A 14,621-nucleotide genomic window follows, 5' to 3' on the forward strand; every position below is an offset into this window, starting at 1 on the left:
AGTAACATGCTCAAGCTCATCACCCAGCCGAGCGAGGAGCCTGTAACCCTCGAGCGCGCGAAGCTCCATCTCAAAGACGACGTCGGCGCCGAGGATGAGCTCATTCAGGCCTGGATAAAGACGGCCCGCCGGCGGCTCGAGAACGCGGCCGCAATGTCGTTCGTCTCGACCGGATGGCGGTTCTCGCTCGAAGGCTTCCCCTTCCAGGGATGCCGACACGAGACGGTTCGCGACCTCGAGCGCGGCAACGGCTCCGGCCTCATCGCGGCGATCCCGCTCCCCCGGGCCCCCCTCGTCGAAGTCACCCGGATTCGCTACGTCGACGCCGGCGGCACCCTACAGACCCTCGACCCCTCGGCCTATCAGGTCGGCGAAGGCCCCCCCGGCGTTGTCGCCCCCGCCTATGGCCTCTCGTGGCCATCGGCCCGGATCCAGTTCAACGCGGTCCAGATCGAATTCACCGCCGGATACGGCACCGCCGACGACGTCCCCGACACCCTCAAGTCGGCGATCCTCCTATTCGTCTCGCACCTCGCCGAGAACCGGGGCGATAACCCGGACGACATCCCCATACCCAGCACGGTATGGGATCTCCTCGCGAGCGAGAGTTGGGGCGCGTCCGCATGATGAAGTCGACCCGAATCTCGACCCTCGACAAGCGCGTGAGGATCGAGCGTCCCCTCATCTCTCGCGGGCGGATGGGCCAGGAGAACGAGCCGCGAGCCTTCGAGCTCGTGCGAGCCGTGTGGGCGGGCATCAGGACCCCCACCGGCCGAGAGGTCGAGAACGCGAACCAGCTCCAAGCCCAAATCTCCCTCGTCGTCTCGATGCGGCATCAGCCCGAGCTCGAGCCGACCATGCGGCTCGTCTACGGGAGCCGCATCCTGAAAATCGTGTGGATCAACAACGTCGACGAGGCGAACCGCCAACTCGACGTGTATTGCATCGAATCGAAAGATCAGACTTGATTACCGTCACTCAGAACATTCAGGCGTCGGCGGTCGGTGCCAGGGGCTTCGGCGGGAACGTGACCGAAGTCGGCTCGTACAAGGTCGAGCTCGACAACATCTTCCAGGGTGCCAGCGTCAACGCCCCCCAGGCCGGCTCATTCATCGCGGCCGACGTCCAAAGCATCATGCTCGTCTCGAGTCAGAACTTGACCCTCAAGACGAACGACGCGACGACCCCCGGCGACACGATCGAGCTCAAGGCCAACATCCCCCTGTTCTGGTCGAAGTCGGCCGGTTACTTCGACAACCCCTTCACCTCCGACGTCACCGGCTTTTTCGTCACCTGCGCGGCGGCGGCTCGCCTCCAGATGCTCATCCTCTCATGACGATCCGGTTCACCGTCGAAGGCGTCGACGAGCTGAAGCGGAAGCTCGCGGCGCTCCCTACGGCGCTGGTCGATCGGGAGATCCCCGACGCGCTCAATGAGGCCTTGAAGCCCGTGCGCGACGAGGCCAAGTCGATCGCCGGCCGGGGCTCTCGCGCGTCGGGCCATACCGCCTCGCTCATCGAGATCCGGCCGGTCGAGGACCACAAGACGAACGTCGTCACGGCCGAGGTCGCGCTACCCAAGGCGACCCCCAAAGAGCTCTCGGTTGCGATCGCCCTCGAGCAGGGCACCCGCCACCGGCCGGCGAAACCCTTCATGCGGCCGGCGCTCGATTCCAAGCAAGCCGAGGCGGTACGCATCTTCGGCCGGCGCGTGCGCGCCGCGGTCGAACGCCTCATGAACAAATAACTCCGAGTCAGAGCCCGAATGGGAACCCCCAGCCTCCCCCAGACTTTCTACCTCACGTCCACCCAGCGCAAGGCCTGGCGCGTCCCGAAGAACGTCATCGTCATCGAGAGCGGGACCGAGCTCCCATATCGCGGCGACGGCGTCACGTACGGCGGCAAGGCTTACGGCCTTACGCAACAGCGTATCTTGATGGACAAGGTCCGCCGGGTCGCGTCGATCGCGAGGTTCAACAACGTCATCGACAACCCCGCGATGACGTCCCCCCCGTCGATCACCTCGGCGGCGACCAACTCCCAGACGAACGCCTATTACCTCGCCAACTCCGGCTCGCTCACGAATCAGGACAAGGTCCGCGTGGTCGGCGGCGTCCCGTTCGTCAACCTCTCGAGCTACCTCGCCGTCAAGTCGGTCTCCTCGACGACCGGCTCGAACATCGGCCCGGCCGGTACCTACCAAAACGGCTGGTACATCGAGTTCATGACGGCCGCGCCGACCGTCTCGATCGGCTATTACCGGACGGCCGAGACGGGCGTCATGGTCGCCGTTTCCGAGAACGGCGGGCCCATGCAATACGCGTCGTTCACCCCGACGACGATCTACGGATCGGCGTGCGGGACGAACAACGGCTCGGTGACCGTTACCTTCGGCTCCTCGAAGATCCGCCGCGTCCGCTTCGAGTTCGGCAACCAGCAAGTCGACGAAGTTTGCGGAGCCGGCGGCGTGCTCTCGGTGCGCGGGATCTTCGTCGACCCGAGCTATTCCATCTGGAAGCCGAGGGACGTCGACACGATCCATGCCGCGATCATCGGCGACAGCTACACCGCCGGGGCTCCCCGAGACTCGGGCATGCAGTCCGTGAATTGGTCGCGAGTCCTCGCGGCCAAGATGGGTTGGCATGCGGTCCAGATGGCGCTCGGCGGTACCGGATACTCGAAGGCGAACGGCGCCCTGCCGGCGGCGGCGGACCCGTTGCGGCTCGCCGACCTGGTCGCCCAGCCCTACGACGTGTTCGTGTTCGCACTCGGCACGAATGACGTCACGGGCAACGATGGGACGGCGGTCGTACTCCCCGACCTCGCGGCCAAGGCCTTGACCTGCTTCCAGGCGGCTCGGGCGGCCAACCCCATCGCCCCCATCTTCATCCTCGGCCCGTGGGTCCGGCCGACGTTCCCGCCCCAAACGCAGCTCGACCAGGCGAACGCGGTGCTCGCCGCGTTCAACAGCTTCAACGACTCCAACTCCTATCACGTCCCGATCTACATCGACAGCTCGGGCAACTGGCTCCCCGGCACGTCCTACCAGGGCAACATCAAGAATTCGGCCGACGTCTCCCAGCACTATTTCTGGACCGACGCAATCCACCCCCTCTACGTCGGCCATTACCTGCTAGGCGACCGCTCGGCCTCCGAGTTCCGCGAGAAGATCAAGCTCGCCCAATAGGCCACCCGCAACGACATGGCAGCATCTCCCCGTTACTTCACCTACTCGCCGGGCCCGGCCTATGGCGGCCTGGCGAACGTCCTCAAATTCAAAGTCGTCCTGGTCGACGGCTCGACCCCTTTCGGCCCCGTCTCCGGCGCCCAGTCGGGTATCACCGAGTCGGCCGACGTCGACGCGGGAATCACCGCCAGCGGCGATTACGTGATCCGGGTCGACACCCTGGACGAGTCGGCGAGCGGCAAGCAGGTCTGGACCGATCCGCAGAACGGTTCCATCTTCTCCGAAGCATTCGGCCCCGACGTCTCCGGCGACGTCGCGAGCCTCAAGGCGGACCTCGCCACGGCAACGGCCGACCTCGCGACGGCAAAGGCCGACCTCGCCGTGACGAAGGCGAAGGTCGAGGAGCTCTCCGCGATGAGCGACAACCTCTTCGCCGATGGCACCGTGAGCGACCCGGATCCCGGCGCGGACGGCTTCAAGATCGCGGCGCCGGCCGGGCAGACGCTACCGGCCGACGACCGATACCGAGGCCTCTCCCTCATGTTCACCGGCGCCTCGAAGCTCGCGCCGGCTAAGAAGGTCATCGAGTCCTACCGCCGGATCACCTCGACGACCGCCGAGCTCACCTTCCTCGAGCCTTTCAGCGACATCCCCGACGACGGGGATGAGTACCAAATCGGCTGACGCATGCCGCTACCACCGATCGCCGTAATCATCCGCCGGGGGCAACCGCCGGCGCCGATCCCGCACGTACCCGGCCCCCTGCCGGCCTTCTTGCTGGCGTTGCGGCGGCGGATCGCGGCCAACATCCCGACCATCTATCCGACGTTCCTCGACGCGTTGGTTGCCACGCTCGAGCGCGATCCGGAGCTCTCGGCGATCGTCGGCCGGCGGATCTTCCCGGACTTCGTCCCCCAGGGTCAGCCATACCCGGCGCTCGTCTATCAAATCATCTCCGACGTCCCCGGCTCGAACCTCGACGGCCGGGATAAGACGTTCCGGAGTCGCGTCCAGTTCAAATCCTACGCACGTTCCCGGTCGGCTTGCACCGAGCTTTTCCTCGCCCTCGAGCGGCGATTCAACGGCTTCCAAGGCCGTCTCGGTGGCATCGGCGGAATCGAAGTCACCGAGGCCATCATCCCCGATGCCTCGAGCGACTACACGCCGCAAGTCGACGGGTCGGATCAGGGAACTTTCATGGTTCCCGCCGACATCTTTTTCAGCTACAGGAGTCGCTTCTAAGTGGCCAAGAATCCCGGTCTCGGGACCAAGCTAAAGCACGGCGTCGCGGGTACCCCGCCCGTCTACAGCGAAATCGCGCAGGTCTCCAAAATCTCCGGCCCCGGCGGCGAGGTCGGCACCCGCGAGACGACCGACCTCGACTCGACGGCGAAGGAATACGAGCCGACCCTCTACGACGGCGGCGAGATTTCCTTCACGGTCTATTACGATCCCGTCATGCACGCCTTGCTATTCACCCTCTGGACCACGCCGAGCAAGGAGCTCTGGCAGCTCGTGTTCAACGACTCGGTCCACACGACGTTCAGCTTCAAGGCGATCCTGACGAAGTTCAGCCCGACCGGCATGGAAGTCGAGGGCAACCTCGAAGCCGAAATCACGATCAAGATCAGCGGCCCGGTCACTTCCGCCGCCGGCTCGTAATCCCGCCCCCCCGCGCCCGAGGTCCTCGGGCGCGATCACCCAAGCCCCGCGCGCCCGAGGTCCTCGGGCGCGATCACTCCCCCGAACGAAAGCATCAGCGAATCCCTATGTTTCTCAAGCGAGATCAGATCCTCTCGGCCCCCGACCTGGCTCACGAAATCGTCGAAGTCCCCGAGTGGGGCGGTAAGGTCATGGTCCGTTGCATGACGGGCGCCGAGCGGGAGAAGTTCGAGGCCTCTTACCTCGAGCTCGGCATGAAGGAATTCCGCGCCCGGCTGGCGGCGGCGACCATCTGCGATGAGAACCTCAATCGCATCTTCACTTACGAGGATATCGAGCTCCTACAGACCAAGTCGGCCCTGGCCCTCGAGCGCGTCATGAACGTCTCGCTCCGGCTCTCGAAGCTCCGCAAGCAGGACATGGAGCAGGCCGAGGGAAACTCCGGCGCCAGCCCTTCCGCCGATTCCTCTTCAAGCTCGCCGACCGTTGGGGATGCTCCGTCCGCGAGCTCCTCGAGCGAGTCCCTTCCGACGAGCTGACGGATTGGCTGGCATACAACCGGCTCGGCCTGCTCCCGGATTCCCAGCTCGAGACGGGGATTATCACATCCGCGATCGTCAATGGGTCGATCAACGCACCCAAGCGAACCGTCCACCCCACCGACTTCATGCCCTCGCTCGATGAGACATTCCCCCGGCGGGTACCGGCCCGCGATCAGTCCGCCGATGAAGGCCTCGCGATGATGAATGCCTTCATGGCTCGGCACAACAAAGCAATCGGCATTGATCCATGAGTAACCAGATCGACGTCGGGATGAGCGCCGACGCCAAGGGCTTCGTCCGCGACATCAATGAGGCCATCCGCGCGCTCGACGAATTCAAGGCCGCGGCGGAAGGCACCCAGGCAGCCGTCAGCAATATCGACTTCTCCGGCAAGGGCGGCGGCGGCGGCTCCGGCGGCGGCGGCTCCCCGATGGAGTCGATGGTTGCCGACTCCGCGCAGCTCGCGCTCCAAATCCAGACGAGCTTGCGAGCGGCCTTCGCCCCCATCAACGATTTCGCGTCCATGTTCGCCGGCCAATTCAACCTGGTCGGCGGCACCATCGTCGAGCTCGCCCGCCGCATCGACAGCGCGATGAAGATGCCCCAGGTCGACGCCTCGCTCGAGAAGATGCAGCAGAAGATCCGGTCGACGATGGAAGCCGGCGCCGAGGACACCGAGAAGGCATCCACCAAGATGCAAGCGGCTATCCGGAAGATCGGGCCGGTCGCCGACAAGGCCATCGGGGCATTCCGGAAATTCCTCTCCGTCAAGGATTGGATGGGCTCCATCGGCGACGTCGCCAAGCCCCTCCAGCGAATCAGCTCGATCAGCTTCGGTTCCGCCAGCTCGAGCATTGGCGCGATGAACGGCGGGCTCGGGAAGACGAACGCGATCGTCCAGACGGCGACCACGTCCTTCCGGCGGATGGGCGCCGAGATCGCCCTCGCGCTCGGCGCCTTCGGCATGGTTTACAAGGCGGTCGGCTTCATCAAGTCGGGAGTCACCGAGGCCTCGAACCTCAATGAGACGGTCTCGAAGACGGATGCGATCCTCGGCGAGGCCTCGCCGGCGGTGAAGGCCTACGCCGACACCATGGCCAGCCAGTTCGGCATGGTGAAGCGCGAGACGCTCGACGCGGCCTCGGCCTTCGGCGGTCTCGGCAAGGGCCTCGCCGGATTGAGCGGCGACACCCTCTCGCAATTCAGCATCCAATTCACCCAGCTCGCGGCCGACCTCTCCTCGTTCGCGAACATGGATATGTCGACGGCGACGAAGGCCCTTCAGACCGGCCTCGCCGGCAATCAATCCGACGTCCTCAAGAATCTCGGCGTCGTGCTCCTCGACGACACCGTGAAGGCCTATGCCTACGCCCACGGCATGGCCAAGGCCGGCGAGGAGCTCGACGAGTCCCAGAAGGTGACGGCCCGAGCGGGCCTCATCATGGAGCAGCTCGCCGACGCGCAAGGCGACCTCGCGCGGACGGCGGACAGCCCCGCGAACGCGATGCGTCGCGCGACCGGCTCTCTCACGAACATCGGCGCCGAGATCGGCCAGACCCTCTTGCCGATCCTCCAGAAAGGCCTCGGCCTGGTCGGCGAGTTCGGCGGCTTCCTCACTGGGATGTTTCAGAGCAGCAAGGGCTCGATGGAAGGGTTCGTCGAAGGCGTCGTCGGCGGAATCGACACCGTCGCGAGCTACTTCCGCAACTTCTCCGAGACGTGGGAAATCGTGAAGCTCACGTTCCGCCAGGGCGTCAATTACGTCATCGAGACTCTCGCGGTACTCCCCGAGAATTTCGGATTGGTCCTCGAGTGGATGCTCAAGAATGCGCCGCTCGTCTTCCACGACGTTTTCTTCGGCGCGGCCAACCTCATCAAGAATCTCGGCGAGAACGTCTGGCGCCTTGGCGAGGCGATCCGCGATGCGCTCTCCGGGAAGGGTTTCCATTTCGAGTTCAAAGACCTGTTGGAAGGCTTTGAACCGATGATGGAGAAGCTCCCCGAGATGGTGCAACCGCACCTGGTCAGCCTCCAAGGCGAGATCGACAAGCACGTTGCAAACATCGCCGAGCAGGAGGCGGCGAGGAAGGCGGCCATCAAGCCGGCGGTCGCCGGGCCGAAGGTCGCCATCGAGAAGCTCGCGGCCCCGACCGATGCCGAGATCAAGGCGCAAAAGAAGCTCGCCGAGAAGGCGAAGGAAGTCTTCAAAGATACGCGGAAGCCGATGGAAGCGTATCAGATCAAGCTCGCCGAGCTCGACAAGATGTTCAAGGGAGGCCTGATCGATCAGGACACCCTGACGCGAGGCCAGAAGCAGGCCAAGGCCGAATTCGAGAAGAAATCCAACCCCGACAACCGCTATGCGGCGGCGATGGAGATGGGATCGGCCGAGGCCCGGACCACACTCCTGAATTACCGGGGCGTCGACTCCCAGAGCGACCCGCAAAAGGACGTCGCCAAGACGAACCGCGAGCAAGTCGTGCTCCAATCCAAGATGCTCGAGGCCCTCAACAAACTGCTCCAGCAAGGCGCGTCCGCAGTCACCGGCGCGGTCGCCGATTCCGCCCTCGCCGTCTTCGACTTCCAGTAACCCCCACGATGATCGTCACGAAAATACGAGAGATCCGCACCGGGCGCGAGAGCGTCCAGGGCAAGGATTGGAAACGCACATACAAGCGAACGTTCAAGGTCGAGACCGACGATCCTTACGTCGGCGGCAAGACCGTGCGCGAGTCGCTCCCCCTCGCGATCGGCATGCCCTACCAGTTCGGCGCCGAGGTCGACATGGGCGCATGGGTCACGAACATCAGCGCCACATGCGACATGGACGACGGCAAGCAATGGACGTGCGTCGTCGATTACGGCCCGTACGACGCGAACCAGCAGCCCCAGGACCCGACGCAGTGGGTTCCCAACATCTCCTGGGGCAACGCCGCGTTTCAGAAGATCATCGAGAAGGATAAGGACGACAACGAGGTCAAGAATTCGGCCGGGGTGCCGTTCAACCCCGCACTCCAGGCCGACGACTCGCGTTCCGTCCTCTCGATCACCTGGAACATGAAGCACTTCGAGGATACGTGGTCGGACACGTATAAAGACAAGATCAACCAATCGACCTTCTGGGGCCGGGCCCCGAAGACGGTCAAATGCACCCCCATCAACGGGGTCCGCAAATACAACCCGGATTACGGCTGGTATTGGGAGGTGAGCTTCGAGTTCCACGTCAAGGAAGAGACGTGGGTATTCAAGCCCCTCGACGCCGGCATGTACAAGATCAAGGATGACGGCACCGACATCGAGGCCATCACCAAGAATGGAGTCCCCATCACCGAACCCGTCCCCCTCGACGGCAGCGGCAAGCCGATGCCGAAGGACGGCACACCGACCTATCTCGAGATCGAGTATTACAAGGAAATCGACTTCGGCGTGTTCGGCCTCGACGGGTTCTACCAGGCGTTGCAGAGCTACGTACCGCCGATCCCCGGAGGCGGTACCTAATGGCGGATCAACAATCGGTCGGCTTCACCTACGAAGCGGCCAAGCGGATCGGGCGGGTCGTGCAGCAGGTCGAGCGCTCGCCGCGCTTCCCGGTCGACACCGACAGGGGTTACAAGCGCGGATGGAGCGGGACCAAGATCGCGAAGACGAAGGTCGGCGGCATCGCCAAGATGACGGGTACCACACCCGGTACCGCCGACGTCGTCCTCTACACCTTCGATCCCGAGAGCGGCCAGCTCGTCGCCGGCGAGACGGTCAAGGCCTTCAACTGTTGGCGAACCGTCGTCGCGGCCACCACATGGATTCTCGTCGACCTGATCGACAATCAATGGTTCGTCTCGGCCGAGGATTGCTAAATGCCGAAGCGAACCCGTTGCCGTTGCTGTTGCGAGTGGATCCTGACGGTCAAGGATTGCTTCGGCAATCCGCTCGACGGCTTCACGGTCACGATCTCCCAGGGCGGCGACGTCATCGACACCGCCGTCAGCTCGGACGGTAGCGACGGCCTCAACCCCGGACAGGTCAGGTTCAAACCCGAGTCGGGTACCTACACCGTCACCACCACACCGCCGGACGGCTCGCCGCATCTCCCCGTGACGCAAACGGTCCTTTATACATGCTGACCAACATCACTTCGGGCATCTTCCCTTGCGGTTGCTACCCGAGGCCCGAGAGCCTCTCCTGGACGACGGGTCTCACCTACGGTTGCGGCCTGCCGTCCCTGGTCTCGGTGAGCCACGTCGACACGTTGCCGTTCCCGTTCGGGGGACCGCTCGCCGTATTCACCGGCTCCCAATTCCTCCCCTTCACGATGCCGGGGTCGACCTATTGGTATGTGTCCGAGGCCTATCCCGTCGTCGGCGCCGGCTGCGACACCCGCACCAGCCGGATATGGGCGGTCGGCCAGAGCGGCTCTTGCGGATGCACCGTGACGGCCGTGCTGGCGACGTTCATGAATGACGGCTCCGATTGGAACGGCTTCGGGTTCTTCCCGAAGATCAAGGGCCTCATCGGCGAGGCGCCCATTTCCTACATCCGCCCCGACTATCCCGCCAACTCGTGCGACCCCTTCACGGTGACCCAGGGATGGTATCGCGGCACGAACCCTTGTCCAGCTTGCTCCCTCACCGGTTAATTCAACGTGTGCCAGAATTTCCCCCGCCTCGCCGAGCTCAACCTGCTCCCGTACCTGGTCGACACCTATTGCGAGTGGGCGGCGGACGAGAGCAACCGAGCGTTCCTCGAGCGAGTCCTCGACGAGAACGAACCCTTCCCCGACTTCCTCCGCACGAACCGGGTCGACCAGCTCGGCGACGACCAGGCCGGCGCCGAGGCCCTCGAGCTCGCGGCGCCCTCAACCCTCGACGTCGACGCCAGCCAACGCGCGAAGTCCTGCCCGTTCCGCTCGTGCTCATGCCGAGAGGCGACGTGCGGCGACGGCGGCAAGCGGCCCGGCGACACGGTCAGTCTCGCCGATTGCGCGGCGTGCATCCGATCGCAGGATGAGGCCTCGGCGGCGGACGTCCCGAGCCTCGGCCGGAAGGCCTTGAACTTCGGCCGGGCGGTCGTCGCGCACATCGCGAGCGGGATGCAATCCGTCGACGATGAGGCGTACGAGGCGAGGCTCGCCATCTGCCGGGCGTGCGACAGGTACCAGGCCGATGGCTCGTGCGGGGCGTGCGGTTGCGTGCTGAGCGTCAAGGCCCGTTGGGCGGATCAAGGGTGCCCGCTCTCGAAGTGGCCGGCGACTTAAAGAGCAGGTCAGTAACCGACGAGTCTGCTCATTTCAGACGTCCAAGCAAAGGTTCCCTTAATCCCTACACGACTTCCGATAAACCTGACAACGCTTTCCGAATCATCCCAATAGGCTTCCCTGCCTCTCGTCGTTAAATTCGACACTTCGTGACAGCGGCAATGATGCCACCTCGGGCGTTGAATCTCACCTTAATAAGCCCATCCTGACGCACTATTCGGAGGTGCATGTTTTACGGGTATGCAGCCGATGTCTGTCTGACGCCCGCAAGCTCATCAGCCAAGGGAGGTCAGTCTAATGACGGAGAAGAGGCGGCGAGGATTCGCATGCATGGATCCGGAGAGACTCCGAGCAATTTCCCGCATGGGAGGGCGGTCAGCCCACGCTAGCGGTAAAGCTCATCAGTTCAACTCACAAGAAGCCTCGGAGGCGGGGAAACGCGGAGGACGATCCGTAAGCCAGGATCGCCAACACATGGCGACGATTGGGCGCAAGGGAGGCCTGTCCAAAGGTTCTGGCCGAGAGGTAACGGGATCGAGCGATCGACACCGAGACTTGCTAGTGATGGTTGGTCGAGAGGAGCCGATCACTCTTCGCTGCGCCGATGGCGATCTACCCGAGGCCTTACCTAACGCATCAACACCCGCTCGAGTCGATACCCTCGATTGCTCCCGAATCTCACGCCCACCATCTCGCCGTGCTCCCATCGCCGCAGAGGGACTTTCCTCAAGTGCGATAACCCCAAGGCGCCTCTTGCTGGAGAATGGCCCGTTCGGAGGATGCACGCTCCGGGTCTTCGAGACGGATCGAGTGCCGAGCACGCTATGGTTTGATCGGCGAGGTAATGTGACTGACGCGATGACCGATCTCGGCGACCAGTTGAAGTGGTCCGGCCGGATGGTCGAGCCCGTCCCAGTCCTTGACCTGATTGGAGAATTGAAGGGATACAGCGAGTTCGGCTATGAGCGGACCACGGAGTCGGAGGACGGATTCGAGGGAGTTTTTAGATTCGTCGACTCGCTATCACCAGTGCCTGGCGTCGTGCCTTCGAGTGATGGGGAATCCGAGTAGAGGGTGAGGATCAAGCGGCTTGGTCGGCGGCGAGGTCGACGAGGTCCACAACGGTCTCTGACTCCTCCCCTTCCCCGATGGGATCGCCGAACGCTACGCGGCCCAGCCCGTAGCGTTTCAGCCATTTGGAGAGGATCTCCTCGACGATCGCGGTCTGATCGACCCCGGCCAGGGCGGAATGGACCCCGAGCCGTTTGACCGTCTCCTCGGGCAGCGTGACTTGCAGGCGGACCGACTTGCCCCTCGGCCGCTTGCTCGGCTTCGAGGCCTTGAGCGTCCTCGCGTTGGCTGCATTGCCGTTGGATCGGCTCGCACCACCGCCGACCGGCCGACTCGATGACATGGCGACTGACCTCCGATGCGGCGATGCGGCATGTCGGCCGGCCGGCGTAACGACTCGCCGACCGGCCGACTCGCACCGACGTCTACAGCATCGGCCTTGCGGCCGGCCGGCTTGACCTTATAGGTGGGCGCATTTCCACCATTCGTAGAACGCCCTATAAGCCCCGCAGAGAGGACGAGGGCGTTCGCCGCACATTTGGACGTCTCGGCCATCGTGGCGAGCCCACGGGAGGCCTGAGACGTCCTGTTGCGTCCGGAGCTCGAGGCCTATGCCCGCGGCTGAGTGCCGAAGTGCGGAGAGGGCGGGGGCAGATGGCGACCCGTCCAAGGCAGGTCGACCCGGTAGGAACGGCTCCCGTCCAGGTAGCTCAGATCCTTCACGGCGTTCGCGAGGTTGACCAGCTCGGCATGGCGGTAGTGCCGTCGGCTCGTCTCCTCGGTCGTGTGCCGCAACACGCGTTGGATCAGCGGCCCGGACAATCCCCAGGCGCTTTCGGCGTGGGTCGCCCAACTGTGCCGAAGCGACTGGAAGGTGAAGCCCTTCACCCCGACTTCCTCGGCAGCGGCCTTGATCCGATGGAGCGGCTTCCCCCCGGGCCCGCCGCTATTCCACGGGCCCACCCCATGCGTACCGGGGAATAGCCAGGTCCCCCCCGCATTCGGGATCCATTCCCGCAGCGTCTCCACCAGCTCAGTGCAGAGGGGCACCGGGGCGGCTGCTGCGACCGTCTTGAGTCGCCGGCGGCCCATGACGCGGAGGATCTTCGTATCCAGGTTCACGTCCCTCAACTGGACGTAGAGGGCCTCGTCACGCCGAAGACCCGTGTAGGCGACCAGCATCGTCAACGCATACAGGCGATGGCCTTGCCAGTCCCTCGCGTTCCTCCGCATGTGCAGGAGCACTCGCGCGATGTCTTCCCGCGAATGAAACTGGCAATCCTTCGGCGGCTCCGGCCGGATCCACCCGGTCGGGGATGATCGCCTCCTCCCACGGAATGGCGACCGTTCCAAGTAGCCTTCCTCTTCCGCCCACCCGCACATGGCTTTGACATAGCCCAGCTCGCCGATGATCGTGTTCGCACACACGGTAGCCGATCGCGTCACCACGTATTTCGAGATGGTCTCGGGCGTTAGGTCCGCACTCGTCTTCACTCCCTCGAGCCTGGCCAGATGCATCAAGACCCGTGCCATCGTGTCGTACGTGGATTGCGACCGTTGGGGGGGAGTGTAGAGGGCGAGCAGTTTGCGCGCAAGCACGTTGATGGGAAGCATTTCCATCGCTATGACCCGTCCGTTGCTTTCGTGAACTTATGATGTAAAACCCTCGCAGCAGAACATAGCCGCTGAAAAGGCTCCGTGCGCGAAAAAGTCACCGTCTCCCCTCAACCCCCAGCCAAAACACAGGGCGAACGCAGCCGTAACATTTTGTGTCATCGGTAATGTCACACATAAAATCCGTCCCATTCGTAAAGCGGGGGTTGGCGGTTCAACTCCACTCGATGGCTCTCGCGCAAGTCGTTATGCCGAAAGCCTTTGCTTACCTGCCCTCTTCGGCAGTGCGGCCCGGAAGTCTGAAAAACGGTAGTACCTGGTACTACCTAATTTCTTAGGACCGGTGCCCGCAAGATGTCGAAAGCTCATTCGCCCGCCAGAAAACCTCGCGAACCAAAGTATCGCCATTACAAACCGAAGGGGCTCGCTGTCGTGCGCATCGATGGGCACGACCTCTATCTCGGCAAGTACGACTCCCCCGAGAGCTGGGAGAATTACTACCGGCTCCTGACGGATTGGCGGCTCAACGCATCTCCTCCGGCAACCTTTGAATTGGCTCAGTCTCCCTCCTCCGACCTCTCGGTCAACGAACTCCTGCTCGCCTTCCTGGACCACGCCGAGCGATACTACAAACGCCCCGACGGCACCCCGGCACCCGAGCTCGAGAACCTCAAGCAGGCCATGCGCCCCGTCCGTCAGCTCTTCGGCTCCACCCTCGCAACCGCCTTCGGGCCGAAGGCGCTGAAGTCGGTCCGCCAGCGGATGATCGACTCGGGACTCTGCCGCCGGACGATCAACCAGCGGATCGCGCGGATCGTGAGGATCTTCAAGTTCGCCGCCGAAAACGAATTCACCCCGCCCTCGGTCCACCAGGCGCTCACCGCCGTCCCCGGGCTCGCCGCCGACCGATCCGCCGCGAAGGAAGGTCGTAAGGTCGGGCCCGTCCCCGACGCCCACGTCGACGCGGTACGCCCCCATCTCTCCCGGCAGCTCTGGGCTGTGGTCGAACTCCAGCGGCTCACCGGGATGAGCTCGGGCGAGGACGGAGAGTAGAGGAGATGTACTCGGCGTCGAAGGGAGGGGTCCTGGGCAGACATGGACCGTACGACAATTTTCAACATTCAAATAACTAAAATACATTTAAATTATGATTGTAAAAATATAAAATCAAGAAAACAAAGGCTTTGAGCCGTTGGACTGATGGTTTCGCCGGGTCTTTCGCAGGCGATCGACATACCCCGTGATTCAAAAAGGGGCAATCGATGCAGGATCCTTTCGGCGGCCGATCTCAACAT

Annotated in this window: 19 protein-coding genes and 1 pseudogene; 18 read left to right on the top strand and 2 right to left on the bottom strand. The window is 63.6% G+C overall.

From position 1 onward, the window contains the following. Nucleotides 1-6 precede the first annotated feature (6 nt). From ACOYYX_RS22045 to ACOYYX_RS22125, 17 genes and pseudogenes are all read left to right on the top strand, one after another. Nucleotides 7-627, top strand: a complete 621-nt coding sequence (locus ACOYYX_RS22045) for a head-tail connector protein (protein ID WP_422923740.1) — start codon at nucleotides 7-9, stop codon at nucleotides 625-627. Further along, nucleotides 624-968: a phage head closure protein gene (locus tag ACOYYX_RS22050; protein WP_422923741.1), complete on the top strand. Its 345-nt coding sequence runs from the start codon at nucleotides 624-626 to the stop codon at nucleotides 966-968. The genes ACOYYX_RS22045 and ACOYYX_RS22050 overlap by 4 nt, the downstream gene beginning before the upstream one ends. Beyond that, nucleotides 965-1,336 (top strand): hypothetical protein, encoded by a 372-nt coding sequence (locus ACOYYX_RS22055; RefSeq protein ID WP_422923742.1) that lies wholly within the window; start codon nucleotides 965-967, stop codon nucleotides 1,334-1,336. Before ACOYYX_RS22050 ends, ACOYYX_RS22055 begins: the two co-directional genes overlap by 4 nt. Then, complete coding sequence (locus ACOYYX_RS22060) at nucleotides 1,333-1,746, top strand: HK97-gp10 family putative phage morphogenesis protein (protein ID WP_422923743.1); 414 nt, start codon at nucleotides 1,333-1,335, stop codon at nucleotides 1,744-1,746. The genes ACOYYX_RS22055 and ACOYYX_RS22060 overlap by 4 nt, the downstream gene beginning before the upstream one ends. Before the next feature lie 18 nt (nucleotides 1,747-1,764). After that, nucleotides 1,765-3,186, top strand: a complete 1,422-nt coding sequence (locus tag ACOYYX_RS22065; protein ID WP_422923745.1) for an SGNH/GDSL hydrolase family protein — start codon at nucleotides 1,765-1,767, stop codon at nucleotides 3,184-3,186. A 15-nt stretch (nucleotides 3,187-3,201) separates the two neighbouring features. After that, nucleotides 3,202-3,870, top strand: a complete 669-nt coding sequence (locus ACOYYX_RS22070) for a hypothetical protein (RefSeq protein WP_422923746.1) — start codon at nucleotides 3,202-3,204, stop codon at nucleotides 3,868-3,870. 3 nt (nucleotides 3,871-3,873) lie between these two features. Further along, nucleotides 3,874-4,428, top strand: coding sequence for a tail completion protein gp17 (gene gp17, locus ACOYYX_RS22075; protein ID WP_422923747.1), 555 nt, complete (start codon nucleotides 3,874-3,876; stop codon nucleotides 4,426-4,428). Further along, nucleotides 4,429-4,848: a hypothetical protein gene (locus tag ACOYYX_RS22080; RefSeq protein WP_422923748.1), complete on the top strand. Its 420-nt coding sequence runs from the start codon at nucleotides 4,429-4,431 to the stop codon at nucleotides 4,846-4,848. A gap of 107 nt (nucleotides 4,849-4,955) precedes the next feature. Continuing rightward, on the top strand, nucleotides 4,956-5,387 hold the full coding sequence (locus ACOYYX_RS22085) for a hypothetical protein (protein WP_422923750.1): 432 nt from the start codon (nucleotides 4,956-4,958) through the stop codon (nucleotides 5,385-5,387). Nucleotides 5,388-5,416: 29 nt separating this feature from the next. After that, nucleotides 5,417-5,641: a hypothetical protein gene (locus ACOYYX_RS22090; RefSeq protein ID WP_422931654.1), complete on the top strand. Its 225-nt coding sequence runs from the start codon at nucleotides 5,417-5,419 to the stop codon at nucleotides 5,639-5,641. After that, entirely contained in the window at nucleotides 5,638-7,980 is a 2,343-nt protein-coding gene (locus tag ACOYYX_RS22095) for a hypothetical protein (protein ID WP_422923751.1), read from the top strand. The genes ACOYYX_RS22090 and ACOYYX_RS22095 overlap by 4 nt, the downstream gene beginning before the upstream one ends. 8 nt (nucleotides 7,981-7,988) lie before the next feature. Continuing rightward, nucleotides 7,989-8,888 carry a hypothetical protein gene (locus ACOYYX_RS22100; RefSeq protein ID WP_422923752.1) on the top strand — a complete coding sequence of 300 codons (900 nt, stop codon included), beginning with the start codon at nucleotides 7,989-7,991 and terminating at the stop codon, nucleotides 8,886-8,888. Then, a complete protein-coding gene (locus ACOYYX_RS22105; RefSeq protein WP_422923754.1) occupies nucleotides 8,888-9,244 on the top strand; it encodes a hypothetical protein in 357 nt (118 codons plus the stop codon). The genes ACOYYX_RS22100 and ACOYYX_RS22105 overlap by 1 nt, the downstream gene beginning before the upstream one ends. After that, a complete protein-coding gene (locus ACOYYX_RS22110; protein WP_422923755.1) occupies nucleotides 9,245-9,511 on the top strand; it encodes a hypothetical protein in 267 nt (88 codons plus the stop codon). It abuts the gene before it with no gap. Continuing rightward, a complete protein-coding gene (locus ACOYYX_RS22115; RefSeq protein WP_422923756.1) occupies nucleotides 9,505-10,023 on the top strand; it encodes a hypothetical protein in 519 nt (172 codons plus the stop codon). Before ACOYYX_RS22110 ends, ACOYYX_RS22115 begins: the two co-directional genes overlap by 7 nt. A 6-nt stretch (nucleotides 10,024-10,029) precedes the next feature. Continuing rightward, on the top strand, nucleotides 10,030-10,641 hold the full coding sequence (locus ACOYYX_RS22120; RefSeq protein WP_422923757.1) for a DUF6171 family protein: 612 nt from the start codon (nucleotides 10,030-10,032) through the stop codon (nucleotides 10,639-10,641). Between the two features lie 297 nt (nucleotides 10,642-10,938). Beyond that, nucleotides 10,939-11,151 (top strand): annotated as a pseudogene (locus ACOYYX_RS22125) (KGG domain-containing protein); the annotation flags it as partial. A gap of 571 nt (nucleotides 11,152-11,722) precedes the next feature. Here ACOYYX_RS22125 and ACOYYX_RS22130 read toward each other — a convergent pair. Both ACOYYX_RS22130 and ACOYYX_RS22135 read right to left on the bottom strand, forming a co-directional pair. Beyond that, nucleotides 11,723-12,055, bottom strand: coding sequence for a ribbon-helix-helix protein, CopG family (locus ACOYYX_RS22130; RefSeq protein ID WP_422923758.1), 333 nt, complete (start codon nucleotides 12,053-12,055; stop codon nucleotides 11,723-11,725). A gap of 266 nt (nucleotides 12,056-12,321) precedes the next feature. Continuing rightward, the gene (locus tag ACOYYX_RS22135) at nucleotides 12,322-13,332 is read right to left on the bottom strand and encodes a tyrosine-type recombinase/integrase (protein WP_422923759.1); all 1,011 of its coding nucleotides are present in this window, start codon (nucleotides 13,330-13,332) and stop codon (nucleotides 12,322-12,324) included. Between the two features lie 426 nt (nucleotides 13,333-13,758). Between ACOYYX_RS22135 and ACOYYX_RS22140 the strand changes: the two genes are divergently transcribed. Beyond that, nucleotides 13,759-14,379, top strand: coding sequence for a hypothetical protein (locus ACOYYX_RS22140; RefSeq protein ID WP_422923760.1), 621 nt, complete (start codon nucleotides 13,759-13,761; stop codon nucleotides 14,377-14,379). Nucleotides 14,380-14,621: the final 242 nt, after the last annotated feature.

Source organism: Singulisphaera chitinilytica (assembly GCF_049331405.1).
Classification (GTDB): domain Bacteria; phylum Planctomycetota; class Planctomycetia; order Isosphaerales; family Isosphaeraceae; genus PoT.

What these genes read in the sequence shown, in the direction of transcription:
- ACOYYX_RS22045 (WP_422923740.1), top strand. Translation starts at nt 7, where the DNA reads ATGCTCAAGCTCATCACCCAGCCGAGCGAGGAGCCTGTAACCCTCGAG.
- ACOYYX_RS22050 (WP_422923741.1), top strand. Translation starts at nt 624, where the DNA reads ATGATGAAGTCGACCCGAATCTCGACCCTCGACAAGCGCGTGAGGATC.
- ACOYYX_RS22060 (WP_422923743.1), top strand. Translation starts at nt 1,333, where the DNA reads ATGACGATCCGGTTCACCGTCGAAGGCGTCGACGAGCTGAAGCGGAAG.
- ACOYYX_RS22065 (WP_422923745.1), top strand. Translation starts at nt 1,765, where the DNA reads ATGGGAACCCCCAGCCTCCCCCAGACTTTCTACCTCACGTCCACCCAG.
- ACOYYX_RS22070 (WP_422923746.1), top strand. Translation starts at nt 3,202, where the DNA reads ATGGCAGCATCTCCCCGTTACTTCACCTACTCGCCGGGCCCGGCCTAT.
- gp17 (WP_422923747.1), top strand. Translation starts at nt 3,874, where the DNA reads ATGCCGCTACCACCGATCGCCGTAATCATCCGCCGGGGGCAACCGCCG.
- ACOYYX_RS22085 (WP_422923750.1), top strand. Translation starts at nt 4,956, where the DNA reads ATGTTTCTCAAGCGAGATCAGATCCTCTCGGCCCCCGACCTGGCTCAC.
- ACOYYX_RS22095 (WP_422923751.1), top strand. Translation starts at nt 5,638, where the DNA reads ATGAGTAACCAGATCGACGTCGGGATGAGCGCCGACGCCAAGGGCTTC.
- ACOYYX_RS22100 (WP_422923752.1), top strand. Translation starts at nt 7,989, where the DNA reads ATGATCGTCACGAAAATACGAGAGATCCGCACCGGGCGCGAGAGCGTC.
- ACOYYX_RS22105 (WP_422923754.1), top strand. Translation starts at nt 8,888, where the DNA reads ATGGCGGATCAACAATCGGTCGGCTTCACCTACGAAGCGGCCAAGCGG.
- ACOYYX_RS22110 (WP_422923755.1), top strand. Translation starts at nt 9,245, where the DNA reads ATGCCGAAGCGAACCCGTTGCCGTTGCTGTTGCGAGTGGATCCTGACG.
- ACOYYX_RS22115 (WP_422923756.1), top strand. Translation starts at nt 9,505, where the DNA reads ATGCTGACCAACATCACTTCGGGCATCTTCCCTTGCGGTTGCTACCCG.
- ACOYYX_RS22130 (WP_422923758.1), bottom strand. Translation starts at nt 12,055, where the DNA reads ATGTCATCGAGTCGGCCGGTCGGCGGTGGTGCGAGCCGATCCAACGGC.
- ACOYYX_RS22135 (WP_422923759.1), bottom strand. Translation starts at nt 13,332, where the DNA reads ATGGAAATGCTTCCCATCAACGTGCTTGCGCGCAAACTGCTCGCCCTC.